The organism is Pseudobutyrivibrio xylanivorans (assembly GCF_010906925.1).
Classification (GTDB): Bacteria; Bacillota; Clostridia; order Lachnospirales; family Lachnospiraceae; genus Pseudobutyrivibrio.
On sequence record NZ_VTVE01000004.1, the window covers coordinates 178398 to 200360 of the forward strand.

Here is a 21963-nt window from a genome sequence, read left to right on the forward strand (position 1 = left end):
AATGAATTATACGTAGAGGATACGTTATAGAAAGGAATTTAGGTTTTATGTACAACAAAGTCGACGCAAGCCTGAACTTCGTAGAAAGGGAGAAACAGGTGCTGAAATTCTGGGAAGAGAATGACATCTTCCAGAAGTCAATGGATTCAAGAAAAGAGGGAGAGACATATACATTTTATGATGGCCCACCAACAGCCAATGGTAAGCCACATATTGGTCATGTTGAAACAAGAGCCATCAAGGATATGATTCCAAGATACCAGACAATGAAGGGCAAATTTGTTCCTCGTAAGGCTGGTTGGGATACACACGGTCTTCCAGTAGAGCTTGAGGTAGAAAAGCTTCTTGGTCTCAATGGCAAAGAGCAGATTGAAGAGTACGGAATGGAGCCTTTCATTAAGAAATGTAAGGAATCTGTTTGGAAATATAAGGGAATGTGGGAGGATTTCTCAGGCACAGTTGGTTTCTGGGCTGATATGGACAATCCTTACATCACATATGATGACAATTTCATCGAGTCTGAGTGGTGGGCACTTAAGACAATCTGGGACAAGAAGCTTCTTTACAAGGGATTCAAAATCGTTCCATATTGCCCACGTTGCGGTACTCCGCTTTCAGCACAGGAGGTTGCTCAGGGCTACAAGACTGTTAAGGAGCGCTCAGCAATCGCTCGTTTCAAAATCAAGGGTGAGGATGCATACTTCCTTGCTTGGACAACTACACCTTGGACACTTCCATCCAACCTTGCACTCTGTGTTAATCCAGTAGAGACATACATCAGAGTTAAGGCAGCAGATGGTTACACATACATTCTCGCGGAGGCACTTGCTGACAAGGTACTTGGCAAGCTTGCTAAGGAAGAGGGCGAGAAGGCATACGAGGTTCTTGAGACATACAAGGGTACAGACCTTGAATATAAGGAATATGAGCCACTTTTCGAGTGCGCAGGCGTTGCAGCTGAAAAGCAGCACAAGAAGGCTCACTTCGTAGTATGCGATGATTACGTTACTATGTCAGACGGTACTGGTATCGTACATATTGCTCCTGCATTTGGTGAGGACGATGCTAAGGTAGGCCGCAAATATGACCTTCCTTTCGTTCAGTTCGTAGACGGCAAGGGTGAGCTTACAGAAGAGACTCCTTACGCTGGTCAGTTTGTTAAGGATGCAGATCCTAACGTCCTTAAGGACTTGGACGCTAAGGGACAGCTTTTCGAGGCTCCTAAGTTTGAGCATGAGTATCCACACTGCTGGAGATGCGATACTCCACTTATCTACTATGCTAGAGAATCATGGTTCATCAAGATGACTGAGGTTAAGGATGACCTGATTAAAAATAACAACACTGTTAATTGGATTCCAGATTCAATCGGTAAGGGACGTTTCGGCGATTGGCTTGAGAATGTTCAGGACTGGGGTATTTCTCGTAACAGATATTGGGGAACTCCTCTTAATATCTGGGAGTGTCCAGACTGTGGTAAGCAGATCTCAATCGGTAGCCGCAAGGAGCTTGCAGAGCTTTCAGGTAGACCTGATGCAGAGTCTATTGAGCTTCACCGTCCATACATTGATGAAGTTACATGTAAATGTCCTGATTGCGGTGGCACAATGAAGCGTGTACCAGAGGTTATTGACTGCTGGTTCGATTCAGGTGCTATGCCATTTGCTCAGCATCACTATCCATTTGAAAACAAAGAGGTATTTGAGCAGCAGTTCCCTGCTAAGTTCATTTCAGAGGCTGTTGACCAGACACGTGGATGGTTCTACTCACTTATGGCTGAGTCTACACTTTTATTCAACAAGGCTCCATATGAGAACGTTATCGTTCTTGGCCACGTTCAGGATGAGAATGGACAGAAGATGTCAAAGTCTAAGGGCAATGCAGTTGACCCATTTGATGCTCTTGAGAAGATGGGCGCAGATGCAATCAGATGGTACTTCTACACATCTTCAGCACCATGGATTCCAAAGAGATTTGGTGAGAATGCAGTTATGGAAGGCCAGAGAAAGTTCCTTGGAACACTTTGGAATACATACGCTTTCTATATCTTATATGCAAATATTGATGAGTTTGATCCTACTAAGTACGAGTTTGATTTCAGCAAGCTTGCAGTTATGGATAAGTGGATTCTTTCTCGTCTTAACTCAGCAATCAAGGCTGTTGATGAGAACCTTGGTTCATACAAGATTCCAGAGGCAGCACGTGCTCTTGATGAGTTCGTAGACGAATTATCTAACTGGTATGTTCGTCGTTGCCGTGATAGATTCTGGGCAAAGGGAATGGAGCAGGACAAGATCAATGCTTACATGACTCTTTACACTTGCCTTAAGGATATTGCACTTGCATCAGCTCCAATGATTCCATTTATGACAGAGGAGATTTACCAGAATATGGTTCGCTCAGTTGATAAGACTGCTCCAGAATCAATTCACCTTTGTGATTTCCCTGCTGTTAATGAGGCATTCATTGACAAGAAGCTTGAGGATGACATGGATGAGCTTCTCAAGATTGTTGTACACGGTCGTGCATGTAGAAATACAGCTAACATCAAGAACCGTCAGCCAATCGGTCAGATGTACATCAAGGCTGAGCATGAGCTTGATGATATGTATGTAAGCATTATCGAGGATGAGCTTAATGTTAAGAAGGCTACATTTACAGAGGATGTTTCATCATTCACATCATACAGCTTCAAGCCACAGCTTCGTACAGTAGGACCTAAGTATGGCAAGTTCCTTGGTGGTATCCAGAAGGCTCTCGCTAGTCTTGATGGCAATGCAGCTTACGCAGAACTTAAGGCAAATGGGGTTATTAAATTGCCTGAGGTTGATGCATCTATCGAGCTTGCAGAGGAAGACTTACTTATCTCTATGGCTCAGACAGAGGGCTTTGTAGCAGATGGAGACAACTACGTAACAGTAGTTCTTGATACAAATCTTACACCAGAGCTTCTTGAGGAGGGATTCGTTAGAGAAATCGTTTCTAAGATTCAGACAATGCGTAAGGAAGCAGATTTCGAAGTTATGGATCGAATCACAGTTTCTTACGAATCTTCTGCTAAGATTAAAGACGTATTCGAAGCTAACAAAGATGTTATCGCTGGTGAAGTTCTCGCCGACGAAATCGTCTGTGGTGTGAGTGGAACACACACTAAAGAATGGAACATCAACGGAGAGAAGGTAACACTTAGCGTAACACGTCGCTAGCCATTGGTCTGTGGTACACACGATACTATGGCTCGCTCGTTACGCTCTCAAGCCTTAGATATTGCCTGCGTCGACTACATGTCTCCTGCGGCAACACTAAGAGCTTGATAGCTACGAGCTATCTATAGTGTATTTTGGCTCGCTCGTTACGCTACGTATAAGTAGCTCGTAATAAAGTTTACAAATAGCTGGTAGGCATCAAGCTCTGAGATCTCTCAAGCGAATCGTGTTAGATGAGCGGAGAGATACTCAGGCTTGTAGACGTAACCAGCGAGATACAATCTAGATTACGAGCGAGATTTGTAAGATGTATATTAAGCCCACTCAAGAGTGCAGAAAGTCTAAGCGTGGGCGAGGGACAGGGGGTTGAGAAATGAAGAGACAAATGCCAAGTACTAAGGAGATTGAGCGCGAGATTCAGGATCGTGTGAAGTCTATGTTTAGGAAGGACTTTGAGGAAGCCACTAAGGAGGAAATCTATAGGGCTTGCGCAGAAGTTGTCAACGACGTAGTCATTGATAACTGGCTCACCACTCAGAAGGAATTCAACAAGCAGGATCCTAAGTGCGTATATTACATGTCGATGGAGTTTCTTATTGGTAGACTTCTTGGTAACAACATGATTAATATGCGTGGCTACACAGAGGTTATGGATGCTCTCGATGCATTGGGTATAGATATCAATGAAATCGAGGATCAGGAGCCGGATCCAGCTCTTGGTAATGGTGGTTTAGGTCGATTGGCAGCATGTTTCTTGGATTCTCTTGCTACCCTTAGATACCCTGCCTATGGCTGTGGTATTAGATATCACTATGGTATGTTCAAGCAAAAGATTGAGGATGGCTATCAGAAGGAGGTTCCTGATGATTGGCTTCAGACCAGATATCCATTTGAGCTTGAGCGTCCAGAGTACGAATTTGAAGTTAAGTTCGGTGGTTGGGTGCGCTATGAAAGCCAGCCAGACGGAACTACAAAATATATACATGAGGGCTACAATTCTGTAATTGCCACACCTTACGATATGCCAGTTACTGGCTTTGATAATGGTATGGTTAATACCCTTATGATTTGGGATGCTAAGCCAAAGGAAGTATTTAGACTTGCTTCATTTGAGCGTGGCGATTATAACAAGGCGGTTGAGGACATGAATTTGGCTAGAAACCTTACTGAGGTGTTGTATCCAAATGACAATCATGTTCAGGGCAAGGAGCTTCGTTTAAAGCAGCAGTATTTCTTTGTTTCTGCTTCGTTGCAGAGAGCTCTCAACAAATATTTCCGCTATCATCATGACATTATGAAGCTTCCTGAAAAGGTAGTATTTCAGATGAATGATACCCATCCAACCCTTACGGTAGCTGAGCTTATGCGTCTTCTTATGGATGAGCATGGACTTGGCTGGGATGATGCATGGGAAGTTACAACTCACTGTGTGGCATACACCAACCACACCATCATGGCTGAGGCCCTTGAAAAATGGCCAGAGGAAATCTTTAAGGGATTGCTTCCTCGTATTTACATGATAGTTGAGGAGATTAATCGTCGTTTCTGCGAGGAGATCAGAGCGAAGTTTCCAGGTGATGAGCAGAGAATTCATCGTATGGCTATTTTAGCTGATGGACAGGTTAAGATGGCTCACATGGCTATCGCTGCCAGCTTTAGTGTCAACGGTGTTGCTGCCCTACATACAGAGATTCTTAAGAATGTTTCTCTACACGACTTCTATGAGATGTATCCAGAGAAGTTCAACAACAAAACTAATGGTATTACCCAGCGTCGTTTCTTGATGCATGGTAATTATAAATTGTCTGATTGGGTTATTTCCAAGATAGGCAGAAGTTGGATTACAGACCTTTCCAACATGGAAAAGCTTGAGAATTATCTTGATGATAAAAAGTCCCTAGATGAATTTATGGAGATAAAGCTTGAGAATAAAAAGCGTCTTGCTAAGTACATTTGGGACCACAACAAGGTAAATGTAGATCCAAATTCAATTTTTGATGTACAGGTTAAGCGATTACATGAATATAAGCGTCAGCTTCTTAATATTTTGCATGTAATGTACCTTTACAATCAAATAAAAGAGAATCCAGATATGGATTTCTATCCAACCACATTTATTTTTGGAGCTAAGGCATCTGCAGGTTACGAGAATGCTAAGCTCATAATAAAGCTTATTAATAATGTGGCTGCTGTTATCAATAACGACAAGTCCATTGATAACAAGCTAAAAGTTGTATTTATAGAAGACTATCGCGTATCTAATGCTGAGTGGATTTTTGCAGCAGCAGATGTTTCTGAGCAGATTTCTACTGCATCAAAAGAGGCATCAGGTACAGGTAATATGAAGTTCATGCTTAATGGTGCTGTCACAATTGGTACAATGGATGGTGCCAATGTTGAGATGTACAATGAGCTAGATGGAGAGAATATTTTCATCTTTGGTATGAGTTCTGATGAGGTTATCGCTCATGAGAAGAATCATGACTACAATCCAGTGGATGAGATGAACAATAATCCTCATATTCAAAAGGTTTTAGGTCAGCTTATTAATGGCTACTATAGCATTGATAATCCTGAGTTATTTAGACCAATCTACAATTCACTTTTGAATACCCAGTGTACTGAAAGAGCAGATATGTATTTCGTTCTGAAGGATTTTGCCTCATATTGTGAGGCACATGAGAAGATACAGGCGGCTTACAAGGACAGAGAGAAATGGGCAAAGATGGCACTTTCAAATGTAGCTCATGTTGGCAAGTTCTCTTCTGACAGAACAATTCAAGAATATGTGGATGATATTTGGCATCTTGATAAGCTAGAACTTAAGTAATTGGAGATAATTAATGAATCAAAGTAACAGTAACAAAGGTAAGTATGTAACTTGGGTATTTCTACCACTAATATTAGCTTTTATCATTCAACTAGCACTTGAGCTAATGGGATTGCAAGGCATAATGGTATATGTAATGGCTAGTTTTAAAGGCGGCTCATTTTCAGATTTTAACCAAGAAGTCATGGGCAGGTTTCTTGGCCATGAATATCACAACCTTTTTTTGGTTACATACTCTATAGTTGCTATCCTTGTATTTGGATACATCTATAAAAAGATGTTTAGATCAAATCAAAAATATAAACCATTTAACACATCGCTCAATCCATCCATGACAATTTGTGGAATGGCGATACTTACATTGGCATTACAGTACATTTGTGTATACGTATTATTATCACTTGTTGTAGCTTTTCCAAAGTGGTATTTAGAATATGCAGAGTTACTGAAAGAAGCAGGGCTTGATTCATCCTTAAGTATTCCTATGGCTATATATGCTGTGATCCTTGGACCTATATGTGAAGAGTTGATTTTCAGAGGAGTTACTTTATCGGCTGCGCTGAAAGCTTTTCCAGTATCTATAGCAATTATTCTTCAGGCAGTAATGTTTGGAGCTTATCATCAGAATACAATTCAGGGTTGCTATACATTTGTTTTTGGTTTGGCCTTGGGATATGTGATGTATCTTTATGATGATTTGCTTGTTACGATTTTGATTCACATGGTATACAATATTTTTGGTACATATTTATCTGAATTATTGCCTAAGGGTGGTAGTACAGCTGTTTCCTATTTTGCTTGGTTTTTAGGATCTTTAATTGTTGGCTATTTTGCAATTGTTTTATTAAGAAGAGCTTCTGCAAAGGTTAACAATGTGGATGTTTCATCCGATATATAATTTGCACGGAAGTTTATCATAGGACCAGGAAGGCCTTCGGGTTTTCCTGGTTTTTGATTTTATTCAAAAGCACCTATGATCTAGGAAAAGGGACTTTCCTTTATAAATCTTTTATTTATAGGAGGAAAGAACATGGTAATTCAAAACTCAGAGGTTTCTATGACCTCAAAAGCTAGCTTCGCTAGTGGAACCAGACTGTCTATTCAGTCAGAATCAAGACCCGTTTTCAATTTGGAGGAAGTACAGGTATTAGGAGGGGACGATGACTTTTTGTCCTCACTAAACTATGCTAAATCTGCAAAGGGAACGGTTCAGGAAGTGGGTGAATCAAACCCTGTCTTAAGTCCAGCTTCAAGTAGGAAAATTAAACTTCATACTATGGAGTATTTGCTTAGGATGCTGCTTCTTGGTGGATTGTGGAATGAGGACAGCTCATTTGCAAAAATGTTTGGAGAGGAAATGTGTGATACATCTCCTGCAGGTACATTAACAGAAATGCCTGGCCAAATGTTTGTTGAGACCACCAAGGTGTCTTATGCTTACTGGCAAAATCAAAGTGTCGAGTTCTCATCAACGGGAACAGCAATAACCGCAGATGGAAGAAAGCTGAGCTTTGACTACAGCTTTGCAATGTCAGAATCATTCGTAGAAAAATATGATGTGACACATATTCATTTGAGAGAGTATGCAGACCCACTTGTTATCAATCTTGATGACAATCCAACCTCTATTTCTCCCCAGACATTTCTATTTGATTTGGATGCTGATGGAGAACTTGATGAAATCCACAACATCAAAAAAGGTTCAGGCTTTTTGGCTCTTGATAGAAATGAGGATGGAGAAATCAATGACGGAATTGAGCTGTTTGGAGCTAGAACTGGAGATGGTTTCAGAGAATTATCGGTATTTGATGAGGATGGCAATGGCTGGATAGATGAAAATGATAGCATATTTGCCAAGCTAAAAATTTTGACCATCAACGAAAAGGGCGAAAAGGAAACCTACGGATTAAGACAATCAGATGTGGGAGCAATATTCCTGGGACGAATTGATAGTGAATTTGTACACCATGATGATGACAACCATGCCACGGCAGCAGTTAGAAAGTCAGGAATGTTTTTGCATGAAAGCGATGGACATGCAGGTGGAGTTCAACACGTAGACTTTGCCACGTAAAATTTAAAACTAAGTGACATATAGAAAATCCTTGCACGTTTAGTGCAGGGGTTTTCTTTTTTATTTAGAAAATAGCTATTGAAGATGTAGAATACCTATGGTATATTAATCGTACTAGAAGTACGATTAATAGAAAGGGGGTACAAAATGGAGGCGCAACAATGCTTTTACAGCATGAACAGTGTGATGTATGTCTATGTTGATTGTGATAAACAGGCTCAGGCAGATGATTTGATATTTCAAATAATAAAAACTGTTGGAAAGTTTGAAAGGAAATGGAGCTGCTTTGAAAAGGGCAGTGTAGTATCTAGGTTGAATCGTAGCAAAGATAGATGGATGCTCATAGAAAAAGACACCTTTGATTTATTGAAGAAAAGCTGTGAATACTCTTTAAATTCCAAAGGAAATTTTAGTCTCTTCTCAGGAGTTTACGCAAGTGTTTGGAAGGATGCCATTCTTAATGAAAAACTACCTGATGATCAGGTGATTAAGAATTTAATTGGAAAGCAAAAAAATGCGAATCTCATTTTTAAATGGAGACTAGTAAAGCCCAATGACAACGATTTGATTGATTTGGGAGGTTGTGCTAAGGGATACATTGCCCAGTACATAAAAGATAAGTTTGAAAATTTAAGTTACTTGCATAGCTTATTTTTGAATCTAGGTGGAAACATCATCACCTACTCCAGGGATGAAAGCACATCAGATATCAAGATAATAAATCCTATAACAAATCAGGATATTTTGCTGGAGAAAATTAAAAATATTTCGATTGTGACATCAGGAGATTATATCCAGAATTTTAGAAGAGATGGAAAGCTTTATCACCATATTATTGATATGAATACTGGGTATCCAGCTGATTCTCCTTTTTGTAGCGTGACGGTGATTGGCGATGATAGTTTTTTATGTGATTGTAGGGCTACTGATTTTTATGTGAGAGGTAATTCTGCTATGGAAGAATGCAATAAAAATCATATAGCTGCGATTTTTATTTTAAAAAATGGTGATGTGTTAGCAAGTGAGAGTGCTAAACAATTTATTTAATAATGATATGGAGGAGTTAGGTATGTATTTATTTGATTTACTTAGGTATAAGAAGATGGTAAAAGGGATGATTGTGGATATTCCGGATTTATACACCATAGATGATGGTATATATGATGGAGCCTGTGATGCTTTGCTGATAAAAGCAAGAGTTAGAACAATCATAGAAAATCACAGGATTAAGAGTGTAGAGCTAATTGAACATGTTAATGAACGAGGTGCTGCAGCAGAAAAAATGATTGAATGGATTAATCAGGAAAAGAAATTCAATGTAGGAATGATTGCTGGCGCGTCAAATAGTTGCAAGGTAATGCTTAAGGCTATAGAGAATTCATTAAAGAGTGCATCATAAATATTTTGGAGAAAACAATGAAAGATAAAATAACATTCAAATCAATAACTTGTTTAATTGTGTTTTTAGGTGGACTTATATATGGAGCTAGGACTTTACAGCTTATTGGTCATAGACCACCTATTATTTTCATAACTTTAGGAATCTCCATTTTAGGGCTTTTGCTTTTGCTGTTGGTGAGTCTTAGAAATGGCAACGAAAGATATTTTAAAAAGTTCGTTATGGTGGCAGTTGTTCTTTTGGCCGCCTATGGAATTACTGAGATGGTTTGCAATGAAAAGTATCAGGAGCAGGTGGCTATGATGAAGGACTGGGATGTTGATTTAGACACTGTTTCAGATGGAGTGTACACAGGCGAAAGTGATGTGGGATATATAAAGGCTGTTGTTGAGGTAGAGGTCAGGAATCATCAGTTAATTCGAGTTGATTTAATTAAGCATGTCAATGAAAGAGGAGAGCCTGCAGAAGTTATAGTTGATGATATGGTAGCTGACCAAAGGGTAGATGTTGATGGAGTAAGTGGGGCAACAAACTCCAGCAAAGTCATTAAAACTGCTGTGAAAAATGCTTTATTGCAGGGAGTTCAATAATCCATTATATTAGTAAATGGATGATAAATGGGAGTGATTAATAATGACAAAAGCAGAAAAAATGGAATTATTCCATAGGGATAATATCGCAGATACAGCAGAGAGATTATTTTCTATTAATGGAATAGAAAAGACATCTATGGATCAGATTGCAAAAGAGGCGGATTATAGTAAATCTACTATATATGTCTATTTTAAAAACAAGGAAGAGATCGTCTTATACCTTGTGTTAAAGGGCATGACTGAAATCAAAAATGGCATTTCAGAAATCATAGATAGCAAGGATAAGTCTGATGAGGATAAGTACTATCAGATATGTCAGGTTTTAGTTTCCTTGTATGACAAATCGCCTTTCATTTTTTCTCATATGATGGAGACTATCGAAATGAAAAAAGAGGAGCGCCTAAAGGTACCTCTTTTAGATGATATCTACCAGGTTGGTGAGGATATTAATGAGAAGATCGCTGAGTTTTTGAAAACGGGAGAGACAAATAATATTTTCAAGCTTGATGACAAGGCAGAAAAATTAAGCTTTATTTATTGGATGATGCTTTCTGGAGTCATCATGTTTGGAAATAAAAAGTCTCAGTATATTGAGTGTCAATTTAAGCAAAATAAAGAGGATTTTTTGAATCAGGTTTTTGATATGATGCTTGAAATAATTAAAAAATAGGCTACTTAACGCGGTGCACCGTTTTGGTGCGCCGTTTTTTTAGGTGGTGCTTGAGTTTTTATGATTGTTACGAGATACTAAAGCTAACATCTGCAGGTGATTTTTTAACGAACTTTGAGATGAAAGGAGAGACTAATGGTCGAGTTTGGCGAGCAGTTAAGAAGAGCAAGGGAAGAAAAGGGAATGACTCAGCAGACTTTGGCAGAACAACTATTTGTTAGCAGACAGTCAGTTTCCAGATGGGAATGTGGAGACCGTTATCCGGATCTTATTACTACTAAGAAATTATCAGAGATTCTTGATGTGAGCCTTGACGATCTTATGTCAGGAAAAGAGATGGCAAAAGTAGTTGAAAGAAATCCTGTAATTGAAAATAAAGTGGCAAATAATATAATGATAGCTTTATATGCAATTGTCGTACTATATTATTCTGTTGATGCTGTGCATGAGCTTTTATCTTTGTATGTGGAACCTGATAAATATATATGGAATTGGGGCATTGCAATGTCTGTATTAAAGATAGTAGTTTTTGGATATGGACTTGTTACTGCTATTAGAGGAATGTTATCACCTAAGAAGATGGGAATAGTTATAGTTGCTTTCTTAGGACTAAAGGTGTTGTATTTCTTTATAGAATTAGCTGAAGGATTTTATTTAGATGGAACCTCCATGAGTACATGGGAAATTTGGTCAGATTGTATTTTTAGCATACTTTTGATCACAGCAGTTCTTTTATTATTTATTGGAAAGAAGAATCAGATTATTTGGCCATTGGTAATTACATTTATATCCTTAGTTAAGATAATTAGAAACTTGATTGAATGTTACGATATAATCAGCTTTGCAAGACTTAATAATTCACTGCCTGAGGGTCAGCGCTGGGTCATGGTGTCAGATAACACCTATTCTTCTATTATAAGTTTGTTGCTTCCGATTGCGCTTTATGCATTGATTATTTATCAAACCTACACTCTATATAGAAAACGTAAAATCGTCATGAACTTTGATGAATCAAATAGTGTGCCTGTCCGTTGATTTAAAGGGATGGATTATTTATAATAATTTCTAGTGAATTTAGGAGTTAGGGCGGAGAATTATTATTATCATGAAATTTGGTGGGCGTAAAATTAAAGTAAAAGGCAACAGTGCACTTGCTATTGCAGCAGGTGTTGCTGTTGCTTTTATGTTTATTGCTACCATTGTCAGTGTTGTTATATATAAGAATAGAATGGAACAGGCTTCTGAGCTTTTAAGAGAGGCTGAGTACAAGCAGTACGATTCCTATGTTGTAATGATTTCTTCAGATGATGATTCTGATTTTTGGAAGCAGGTATATGAGGCCGCAAAAGAATACGGTGATGAAAATAGAGTTTATGTGGATCTCTTATCTCAGTCAGTAGATGATGATTATACTAGAGCTGAGCTGATGGAGATGGCGATAGCCTCAGGTTGTGATGGCATTTTTATAGAGGGAGACTCTGCAGAGATTCCTCAGGAGCTTTTTCAAAAGGCCAAAAAGGCAGGGATTTCTGTAATTACTTTAGAGACTGACGTGGACCCTGCAGACAGAGTCAGCTTTATTGGTGTTAACAGCTATACTATTGCTAATTTATATGCCAAATCAATCGCTCCAGATTTAGTAGAGAATTCATCGGTTATGATTATTGGCAATTCAAGTGCTGAGGATTCAAGCACCACCAGCCTAATCAACAACTTGCAGGAGGCAATCTCCAGTGAGATGCCAGGGGAGAAAATCGATTTTGATTTACGAATTATAGAGGATGAAGAGCAGTTTGCTTCAGAAGAGTACATCCAGAATCTCTTTATGAACAATGATTTAGCACCTTTTGTTATCTGTCTCGATGAGGATACAACCACCAGTTTTTATCAGGCTATGATTGACTACAACAAGGTAGGTCAGATTCATCTCTATGGCAATTATAAAACACCTACAATCCTTACTGGTATTCAGCACGGCGTTATTAAAAGCACTGTAAGTATTGATGCAGAGAGCATGGGAAGTGCTGCTACTAAGGCATTTATAGAATATAGAGATACAGGCTATGTTTCAGACTATATCAATGTGGATACACAGATTATTGATTTGTCCAACGTGGATGAGTATCTAGAGGAGGGTAGCGATGAGTAAAAAGCTTAAAGTCACCCTTTCCCTTAGAAAGAAAATGATTCTGGCATTTTGTACACCAGCCATTTTACTGTTCCTTGTAAATATGATGCTTTACTTTGGAACAGCCAGAATGATTGATTCTCTTGATGCGGTATTCGCCAGCAATACTTCTCTTAACGAGTTGAGTGATTGCCTTGATAGAGTCCAGAGTGCTACCACTGGGTATTTGGACACCAAGACATCAGACGCCTTGGAGCAGTACTATACCTACGAGCAGGATTACAATAATCTGGTTATGACTCTTTCTAATACCAATGATGACAATGAGAATCGTGTCATGGAAAAAAATATTAGAAATATGTCCCTTAACTATTTGGAGCTTACCAATCAGGCCATAGAGAGTAAGCGTGGCGGTAATGTTGAAAAATACAAGACCAACTACGATGAGGCCACAAGACTTCACGGCTATATTTCAAAGAGTATCAATAGCTTAAATAACAAGCAGTTCGTCAACAACTCTATGTCTTATGCAGCAATGATGTCAGCACTGCAGACACTTGAGCAGTTGAACTTATTTACTCTCATTATTATTGGAGTTGCTAACCTTTCATTCGTAGTACTTATTGCATCTACTATCACTGAGCCTTTGATTAAGCTTTCCAACTCTGCCAATAGAGTTTCAAAGGGAGATTTTGATATTGAATTGCTTACCGTTCATTCAAATGATGAGGTAGGTGTTGTTACTAACGCATTCAACAAGATGGTCATTTCCATTAGAGAGTACATCGTTAAGCTTCGTGAGTCCATGGAAGTAGAGCGCCGACTGAAGGAAAATGAGCTTATTATGGAGAATCATATTAAGGACGCTGAGCTGAGATATTTGCAGGCCCAGATCAACCCACATTTTCTATTTAACACTTTAAATGCCGGTGCCCAGCTTTCTATGATGGAGGGGGCAGAGAGGACTAGCAATTATCTCCAGAGGGTTGCTGATTTCTTTAGATATAATATAAAGAAGAACAAGGACATTGTTACACTTAAGGAAGAAATCGAGCTTGTAGATATTTACATTTACATTATAAATGTGCGATTTGCTGGAGAGATTCTTTTTACAAAGGATATAGATGAGAGCCTTTTAGATGTTAAAATTCCTCGAATGATTATCCAGCCTATCGTAGAAAACAGTATTAACTACGGCGTGAGAAATGTAGATTGGGCCAAGAAAATTAAGCTTTCTGTATATTCTCTAGAGGATTATATTTGTGTTAGTATAAAGGACAACGGAATAGGAATGGATTCCAAGACCATCGAGGAAATACTTGAGGGTGGATACACTAGGGATCCAAGCAAGTCTGAATCCAATGGCGTTGGCCTTGACAATTGTATTGAGCGTCTCAATATTTTCTATGAGAGAGACGATGTCCTAGATATTATTTCAGAGGGGAAAAACAAGGGTACAGAGACAATTCTCTACCTTTCCAAAACAGATTAAGGGTATTAAGTAATGTACAAAATAATGCTAGCTGACGATGAGGGAATCGTCATTGACTCACTTAAATTCATAATAGAAAAAGAATTTGGCAGTCGCTGTGAGATAAGAACAGCCAAAACCGGTAGACAGGTTATCGAGTTGGCTGAAGAATTTCAGCCAGATATTGCTTTCATGGATATTCAGATGCCAGGAATCAACGGTATCGAGGCCATGCGAGAGATTAGGAAGTTCAACAGCCATGTAGTTTTTGTTGTAATGACAGCCTACGACAAGTTTGACTATGCCAAGGAGGCTATCTCCCTGGGAGTGCTTGATTATCTCAATAAGCCAGTCAGCAAGGAAACAATAGTTGCCGTGCTGAAAAAGGCCATGAGCAATATCGATGGTGAGAGGACCAAGCGCCGCAACGATTTGCGGGTTCGTGAAAAGCTTGAGACTGTAGTTCCTATCATTGAAAATGGTCTGATTCAAGACTTGCTTTTCAAGGAATATTTCCAGGAAGATATTGATAATTACAAGACACTTCTTGGTATTGATTCACAGTATGGATATATGGCCTGCATGGTCTTCGGTAGAGAGCAGGTGGGTAACTACATGACCAGCGCCGTTGCTGTTTCCATCCAAGCACAAAAGGCCTATCGTGAGATTCACACCATAACAGAGGATTACATTAAGGGAATTATGGGTGCGGTTATGTCTAACAAAATCCCTATGCTGATTCCTTGCGAGGGTGACACTCTTTCGTACAATGAGCGAAATGAAATTGTGGAGAAGGCAAGAGCCCTTTGCCGCAAGCTATCTGATAGATTCGATATGAATTTCAGAGTGGGATTTGGCTCGGTGAAGCCGCTTGATAAGATGGCAGAGTCATACGAGGAGGCTAATTCAGTCCTTATCTCAACCACCAGCCACGTAGCACACATTGATGATATGCCTACAAAGGTTTCCTATGAGGACAACTATCCAATGGAGATGGAAAAGAGGCTTTTTGATGAAATCGAGCTAGGCAACACCAATGAATCGGCATCAGTTGCCCAGGCATTCTTCGATTGGATGGAGGAAAACTATGCTAGCGACAGCGATAGCGTTAGACTGAAATGTCTAGAGTTTGTATTATGGGCTGAGCATCTAGCCTATGAGAAGACAGGTCGTAAATACGAATTTAAAAGCAGGCAAAACTACCTATCAGAGCTTTTAAATTATCCTACCCATGAAGAGGTAAGGATGTGGTTTGTAGAGAAAATAAAGTCAGCTACCTTCTGGGTTTCAAACCGCCAGGAAGAGCAGACTATGAGTGCCATCAACAAGGCAAAACAGTACATTGACAACAATTATATGAAGGAACTCACCCTAGATGATGTATCTAGAGTAGTAAATATAAGTTCCTACTATTTTTCAAAGGTATTCAAGGAAGAAACAGGAGAAAACTTCATTGATTATCTTACAAAACTTAGAATAGAAGCAGCCAAAAAGCTGCTTAAAACTACCAATAAATCTATGAAGGAGATTTCGGCTGAGGTAGGATATTCAGACCCTAATTATTTTTCTAGAAACTTTAAGAAGTACACTGGAAAAACGCCAACAGATTATGCGAAGGGGTAATATTGGAGGGAAGTAATGAAACGGTTAAGGAGAAAATTTATTGCGGTGGCAATTATGTCCGCAATGGTTTTGTCAGGATGTGGGGAGGCCATGACAAATGACAGCAGTGAGGCTGAGGATTCAAACACACTTGAGATAGGAATGTGTTTTGACTCATTCGTAATTGAAAGATGGCAAAAGGACAGAGACGTATTTGTTGATACTGCCTCATCCCTAGGAGCCACAGTGAATGTTCAAAATGCCAATGGAGATGTATCCAAGCAGATTGAACAGATACAGTATTTTATTGACAAGGGTGTTGACTGCCTTGTAATCATTCCAATTGATGGCGGTGCACTTACCGAGGTTGTAAACAAAGCCAAGGCAAAAAACATCCCAGTTGTTTGTTACGACAGATTGATACGTGACGTTAACGCGGACCTATACATTTCATTCGACAACGAAATGGTAGGCCGAATGCTTGGAGATGCACTTGCAAAGCAGGGCTCTAAAAAAGTTGTAATGATATGTGGTCCAAATACTGACAACAATGTGCCAATGGTTGAAAGTGGCTTTAAATCAGTAATGGAAGAAAAAGGCATCGAAATATTAGATATGTACAACTGCGAAGGTTGGAAAGCAGAGCTGGGCAGTTCCTACGTCTATGAGAACATAGACCTTATCAAACAGGCCGATGGCATCATGTGTGGCAATGACGATATAGCCACTGCAGTCATCAGAGCCCTTGCAGTTAGCCAGCTAGCTGGCGTCATTCCAGTGGTAGGCCAAGACGCAGATTTGACCGCCTGCCAGCACATAGTAGAGGGCACTCAGAACATGACTGTTTACAAGCCAGTTAACAAGCTTGCAGAACAGGCTGCTGAACTATCCGTACAGCTGGCTAAGGGAAAGGCGATACAAACAACCGAATTTATCGACGACGGCACAACCACCATACCATACGTGGCCGTAGAGCCAGTTGCCGTTGACGCCGCCAACATGGATGAAGTCATCATCGAAGGAGGATTCCACAGCCGAGAGGACGTCTACCTAAACGTAGCCAAGTAGCAGGCCCTATTTGTAGTCCTTCTGCCTCCCATGCCCAGCGCCGGCCCCCAAGGCCCCCTGGTGTATCGATTACGCGAATATTTTTAGTTTTTCACGCGCAAAAATTGGCGACAGCCATGTGTCTTTCTAAGAATGAACTGTTTTCAAAAATGTAGCTTTGCTGTGTGGACACCATTTAGTATCAATGGCAGTTTTGCAAAATGATTCTAAAGAGGGTGCTATGGGCTCATGATACATTCACTAAGAAAAATTAAAAAAAGAGTTTTGTATATATTGGCGCCGTGCTCCATGCAACGTCCTGTTGCTTACGCACTCTCGCCGCCGTCCGTGGCGGCTCGTGCCAATAAATTACAAAACTCTTTTTTATTTTTCTAAGCTCATTCCAAAATCGCCCATAACACCCTCAGAACCATTTTAAAACTGCCATCAAAGTGCGCCGGGTGTCCACACATAAGCTACTTTTTTGAAAACTGTAAAGGCTTGAGAAAGACACATGAAATGTATGGCGACAATTTGCGCAGTAGAAAAACAAAATATTCATGCGTTGATACACCAGGGGGCCTTGGGGGCCGGCGCTGGGCATGGGAGCCAGTAAATAGAGGAGAGAGGGCCTGCTACTTGGTGGCCGAGAAGCCTTGGCTGTGGCGGGGTTGGCGGTGGTGGATAGCACATATTTGCAAATTGGATTAGGACTAGCACAAAAAAGTGCTAGTCCTTTTTTGGTGGTTGGATTGTTTTAGACAAAAATGTGAAGAAAGTGACAACCATTTTTAGAAGGGTTAATGGTATCTTTTTTACAGATACAAAAAACACCTAATGAAAGGGAGGTTTTCACAGAGATGAAAAAGAAATTATTAAGTGTACTTTTGACAGGTGCTATGGCAGCTTCAATGTTCGTAGGTTGCGGTACTAGCACAGAGACAACAGACAACTCTGCACCAGCTTCAACAGACACAGCTACAGAGTCGACAGACGGTGGGGCTGCAGCTGCTACTGGCAAGAAGGTTGGTGTAGCAATGCCTACAAAGGATCTCCAGAGATGGAATCAGGACGGCGAGAACATGCAGAAAGAGCTTGAGGCAGCTGGTTACGAAGTTGAACTTCAGTATGCTTCAAACGACACACAGACACAGATCTCTCAGATTGAGACAATGATCAATGACGGATGTGATGTTCTTGTTATTGCAGCTATCGAGGCTTCTTCACTTGGTGAGGCTATGGATATGGCAGCTGAGCAGAACATTCCAGTTATCGCTTATGACCGTCTTATCATGAACACAGATGCTGTTTCTTACTACGCTACATTTGATAACTACAAAGTAGGTCAGGTTCAGGGACAGTACATCATCGATACACTTGGTCTTGATGTAAACGATACTTCTAAGACATACACAATGGAAGTTACAGCTGGTGATCCAGGTGATAACAATGCTAACTTCTTCTACAGCGGTGCTATGGATCTTCTTGATGACTACATCGATGCTGGTATCATCGAAATCAAGTCAGGTCAGCAGGAATTCGCTGATGTAGCTACAGCTCAGTGGGCAACAGAGAAGGCTCAGTCAAGAATGGAGAACATCCTTTCAACATACTATGCTGATGGAACAAACCTTGACATCTGCCTCTGCTCAAACGACTCTACAGCACTTGGTGTTGAGAACGCACTTGCAGCTAACTACAAGGGTGAGTACCCAATCGTAACAGGTCAGGATTGCGATATTGAGAACACAAAGAACATGATCGCTGGTAAGCAGTCTATGTCAGTATTCAAGGATACACGTACACTTGCTTCACAGGTTGTTAAGATGGTAGGCCAGATCCTTAATGGTGAGACAGTTGATGTTAACGATAAGGAAACATACAACAATGGTAACAAGGTAGTTGAGTCATTCCTTTGCGAGCCTGTATTCGCAGATGTTAACAACTACAAGGAGCTCCTCATCGATTCTGGTTACTATACAGAGGATCAGTTACAGTAATAGTAAATATTTTTCCTAGCTACGCGACGGAAAAATGTTTACCACGAACCGCTTCCACGGCGCGAAGCGACGTATACAATAAGCGGTTCTTCCCGTCCCGTAAGATGGGAACATTAGTTGTAAACTTTATAGGGCGAGCTTAGCTCGCCCTATTTTAAAGAGAATGATTTGAAGAGAATGAAAATTCTTATTGAAACAAAAAAGGGAGGTATATCAAGTGGGAAATACAATACTTGAGATGAAGAACATCACAAAAGAGTTCCCAGGAGTAAAGGCCCTTGATAACGTTAATCTTAAAGTAGAAGAAGGCGAAATTCACGCTCTTGTAGGTGAGAATGGTGCTGGTAAGTCTACTTTGATGAATGTTTTAAGTGGTATTTATCCATTTGGTTCTTACACAGGTGACATCGTATATAACGGTGAGGTTTGTAAGTTCCAAAAGATTAAGGACTCAGAGGAAAAAGGAATCGTTATTATCCATCAGGAATTAGCATTAATTCCATATATGTCAATTGGTGAGAACATGTTCCTTGGAAATGAGCAGGGAAAGAAATCGGCAATTGATTGGAACAAGACATATTCTGAGGCAGACAAGTACTTGAAGATGGTTGGTCTTTCAGAGAGCAGCCGTGTTCTTATCAAAGATATCGGTGTTGGTAAGCAGCAGCTTGTAGAGATTGCAAAGGCTCTTGCTAAACACGCAAAACTTCTTATTCTTGATGAGCCTACATCTTCTCTTAATGAGACAGATTCAAGAGCTCTTCTTGATTTACTTCTTGAATTCAAAAAGCAGGGAATGACATCTATTATCATTTCTCATAAGCTTAATGAGGTTTCTTACGTAGCAGATAAAATCACAGTTATCCGTGATGGTTCTACAATTGAAACACTTGATAAGGCAACAGATGATATTTCTGAAGATAGAATTATCAAGGGCATGGTTGGTCGTGAGATGACAGACCGTTTCCCAAAGCGTCATGATGTTAAGATTGGCGATGTTGCTATGGAAGTTAAGAACTGGACAGTTTACCATCCACAGTTCACAGAGCGTAAGGTAGTTGATGATGTATCAATTAACGTACGTAAGGGTGAGGTAGTTGGTATCGCAGGTCTTATGGGTGCTGGACGTACTGAGCTTGCTATGAGTATTTTCGGAAAGGCTTATGGCTCTAATATTTCAGGTCAGCTTTTCCTTAATGGAGAGGAAGTTCACCTTAAGAATATTAAGGATGCTATCAAGCACAGACTTGCATATGTTACTGAGGATAGAAAGGGTAACGGACTTGTTCTTTCTAACCCAATCAGAGTTAATACTTCTCTTGCAAACCTTTCAGAGCTTTGTACTAGAAGAGTTATCGATAAGGATAAAGAGTATCAGGTTGCTGAGGAGTATAGAGGCAAGCTTAAAACAAAGTGTCCTACTGTTGATCAGAATGTAGGTAATCTTTCAGGTGGTAACCAGCAGAAGGTACTTCTTGCAAAGTGGATGTATGCTAATCCAGATGTACTTATTCTCGACGAGCCTACACGTGGTATCGATGTTGGTGCTAAGTATGAGATTTACTGCATTATCAATGACCTTGTTGCAGCTGGAAAATCAGTTATCATGATTTCTTCAGAACTTCCAGAGGTACTTGGTATGTCTGATAGAATTTATGTAATGAATGAGGGCAAGATGGTTGGTGAAATGGAAGGTGCTGAGGCATCTCAGGAGAGCATCATGTCTTGCATCTTGAAGTCATAGAAGGGAGAGAAAACATGGGTTCACTTAGTTTTGGACAAATCATAAAGAAATATTCCATGGTAATCGCCCTCGTGGTAATCATTGGAGTATTTACAATAGGAACAGGTGGAAAGATTCTTTTTCCACAGAACATTAACAACCTTCTTTCACAGAATGCATACGTATTCGTGCTTGCAACAGGTATGTTGATGTGTATCTTAACCGGTGGTAACATCGATCTTTCAGTTGGTTCGGTTGTTTGTTTCATCGGTGGTGTTGGCGCATTACTTATGAGCAAAGGCGTTAACATGGTAGTTGCTGTTATCATCATGTTACTTGTTGGTGTTGCAGTTGGTGCATGGCAGGCCTTCTGGGTAGCATATATAAATGTTCCACCATTTATCGCTACACTTGCTGGTATGTACGCCTTCAGAGGTCTTTCAAACGTAGTACTTAATGGTAAGGTTGTTGCCATTGCAAACCAGACATACTTAAATGTATTTGGTGGTGGTGCTGATTGCTACGTTCCAGATTTCCTTGGCGGTGGCGAGTTTAACACAACATGTATGATTATTGGTGTTATCGCTACAGCAATATTTGTATTAAATGAGTTCCGTTCAAGAATTTCAGCTACAAGAAAAGGCTATGAGACAACAAGCATTGGCGGTTTTGCTGCAAAAATTGTACTTATCTCAGCTGTAATCCTTTTCTTAAGCTATAAGCTTGCAGGATACAAGGGTATTCCTACATCACTTATTTGGATTGTTGTTGTTGTTCTTGCTTATCACTACTTTACAACTAGAACTACAATGGGTCGTTACCTATACGCAGTAGGTGGTAATGAGAAGGCTACACAGCTTTCTGGTATCAACACAAAGAAGGTTTACTTCTTTGCTTACACAAACATGGGATTCTTAACAGCAGTTGCTGGTATCCTTACAGTTGCTCGTTACACAAATGCACAGCCTACATACGGTATGTATTTCGAGATGGACGCAATCGGTGCTTGCTTCATCGGTGGTGCTTCAGCTTACGGCGGAACTGGTTCTGTATTTGGAGCAATCGTTGGTGCCCTTCTTATGGGTGTTATCAACCAGGGTATGTCTATCATGGGTGTAGATGCTAACTACCAGAACGTAGTAAAGGGTCTTGTACTTTTAGTTGCTGTTATCTTTGACGTAATGTCTAAGAGAGAGAATAAGTAGGAAGGGAGGAACAAA

General features: G+C 40.0%; 16 protein-coding genes. All 16 read left to right on the forward strand.

Features of this window, described 5'->3' with window-relative positions; genetic code table 11:
- Positions 1-47 precede the first annotated feature (47 nt).
- The 16 genes from ileS (at position 48) to mmsB (ending at position 21948) form a co-directional block, all read left to right on the forward strand.
- A complete protein-coding gene (gene ileS / locus F0Q01_RS12125) occupies positions 48-3206 on the forward strand; it encodes an isoleucine--tRNA ligase (RefSeq protein WP_090489310.1) in 3159 nt (1052 codons plus the stop codon).
- 373 nt (positions 3207-3579) lie between these two features.
- Positions 3580-6036, forward strand: coding sequence for a glycogen/starch/alpha-glucan phosphorylase (locus F0Q01_RS12130; protein WP_090489309.1), 2457 nt, complete (start codon positions 3580-3582; stop codon positions 6034-6036).
- A 136-nt stretch (positions 6037-6172) separates the two neighbouring features.
- Positions 6173-6934 carry a CPBP family intramembrane glutamic endopeptidase gene (locus tag F0Q01_RS12135; RefSeq protein WP_163927256.1) on the forward strand — a complete coding sequence of 254 codons (762 nt, stop codon included), beginning with the start codon at positions 6173-6175 and terminating at the stop codon, positions 6932-6934.
- A 132-nt stretch (positions 6935-7066) separates the two neighbouring features.
- A complete protein-coding gene (locus F0Q01_RS12140) occupies positions 7067-8110 on the forward strand; it encodes a hypothetical protein (RefSeq protein WP_090489305.1) in 1044 nt (347 codons plus the stop codon).
- A 147-nt stretch (positions 8111-8257) separates the two neighbouring features.
- The gene (locus F0Q01_RS12145) at positions 8258-9157 is read left to right on the forward strand and encodes an FAD:protein FMN transferase (protein WP_090489303.1); all 900 of its coding nucleotides are present in this window, start codon (positions 8258-8260) and stop codon (positions 9155-9157) included.
- Between the two features lie 22 nt (positions 9158-9179).
- Complete coding sequence (locus tag F0Q01_RS12150; protein WP_090489301.1) at positions 9180-9509, forward strand: hypothetical protein; 330 nt, start codon at positions 9180-9182, stop codon at positions 9507-9509.
- 17 nt (positions 9510-9526) lie between these two features.
- Positions 9527-10099 (forward strand): FMN-binding protein, encoded by a 573-nt coding sequence (locus F0Q01_RS12155; RefSeq protein ID WP_090489299.1) that lies wholly within the window; start codon positions 9527-9529, stop codon positions 10097-10099.
- A gap of 43 nt (positions 10100-10142) precedes the next feature.
- Complete coding sequence (locus tag F0Q01_RS12160; RefSeq protein WP_090489297.1) at positions 10143-10772, forward strand: TetR/AcrR family transcriptional regulator; 630 nt, start codon at positions 10143-10145, stop codon at positions 10770-10772.
- Between the two features lie 135 nt (positions 10773-10907).
- Positions 10908-11807 carry a helix-turn-helix domain-containing protein gene (locus tag F0Q01_RS12165; protein WP_090489295.1) on the forward strand — a complete coding sequence of 300 codons (900 nt, stop codon included), beginning with the start codon at positions 10908-10910 and terminating at the stop codon, positions 11805-11807.
- 70 nt (positions 11808-11877) lie between these two features.
- Positions 11878-12921 carry a sugar ABC transporter substrate-binding protein gene (locus tag F0Q01_RS12170; protein WP_090489293.1) on the forward strand — a complete coding sequence of 348 codons (1044 nt, stop codon included), beginning with the start codon at positions 11878-11880 and terminating at the stop codon, positions 12919-12921.
- Complete coding sequence (locus F0Q01_RS12175; RefSeq protein ID WP_242941881.1) at positions 12914-14392, forward strand: histidine kinase; 1479 nt, start codon at positions 12914-12916, stop codon at positions 14390-14392. The genes F0Q01_RS12170 and F0Q01_RS12175 overlap by 8 nt, the downstream gene beginning before the upstream one ends.
- Positions 14393-14404: 12 nt before the next feature.
- On the forward strand, positions 14405-15994 hold the full coding sequence (locus tag F0Q01_RS12180) for a response regulator (RefSeq protein ID WP_090489291.1): 1590 nt from the start codon (positions 14405-14407) through the stop codon (positions 15992-15994).
- Positions 15995-16009: 15 nt separating this feature from the next.
- The gene (locus F0Q01_RS12185; RefSeq protein ID WP_090489287.1) at positions 16010-17041 is read left to right on the forward strand and encodes a substrate-binding domain-containing protein; all 1032 of its coding nucleotides are present in this window, start codon (positions 16010-16012) and stop codon (positions 17039-17041) included.
- An 839-nt stretch (positions 17042-17880) separates the two neighbouring features.
- Complete coding sequence (locus F0Q01_RS12190; protein ID WP_090152848.1) at positions 17881-19020, forward strand: sugar-binding protein; 1140 nt, start codon at positions 17881-17883, stop codon at positions 19018-19020.
- A gap of 238 nt (positions 19021-19258) precedes the next feature.
- Positions 19259-20764, forward strand: a complete 1506-nt coding sequence (gene mmsA / locus F0Q01_RS12195; protein WP_205467991.1) for a multiple monosaccharide ABC transporter ATP-binding protein — start codon at positions 19259-19261, stop codon at positions 20762-20764.
- A gap of 14 nt (positions 20765-20778) precedes the next feature.
- Positions 20779-21948, forward strand: coding sequence for a multiple monosaccharide ABC transporter permease (gene mmsB / locus F0Q01_RS12200; RefSeq protein ID WP_090489015.1), 1170 nt, complete (start codon positions 20779-20781; stop codon positions 21946-21948).
- Positions 21949-21963: the final 15 nt, after the last annotated feature.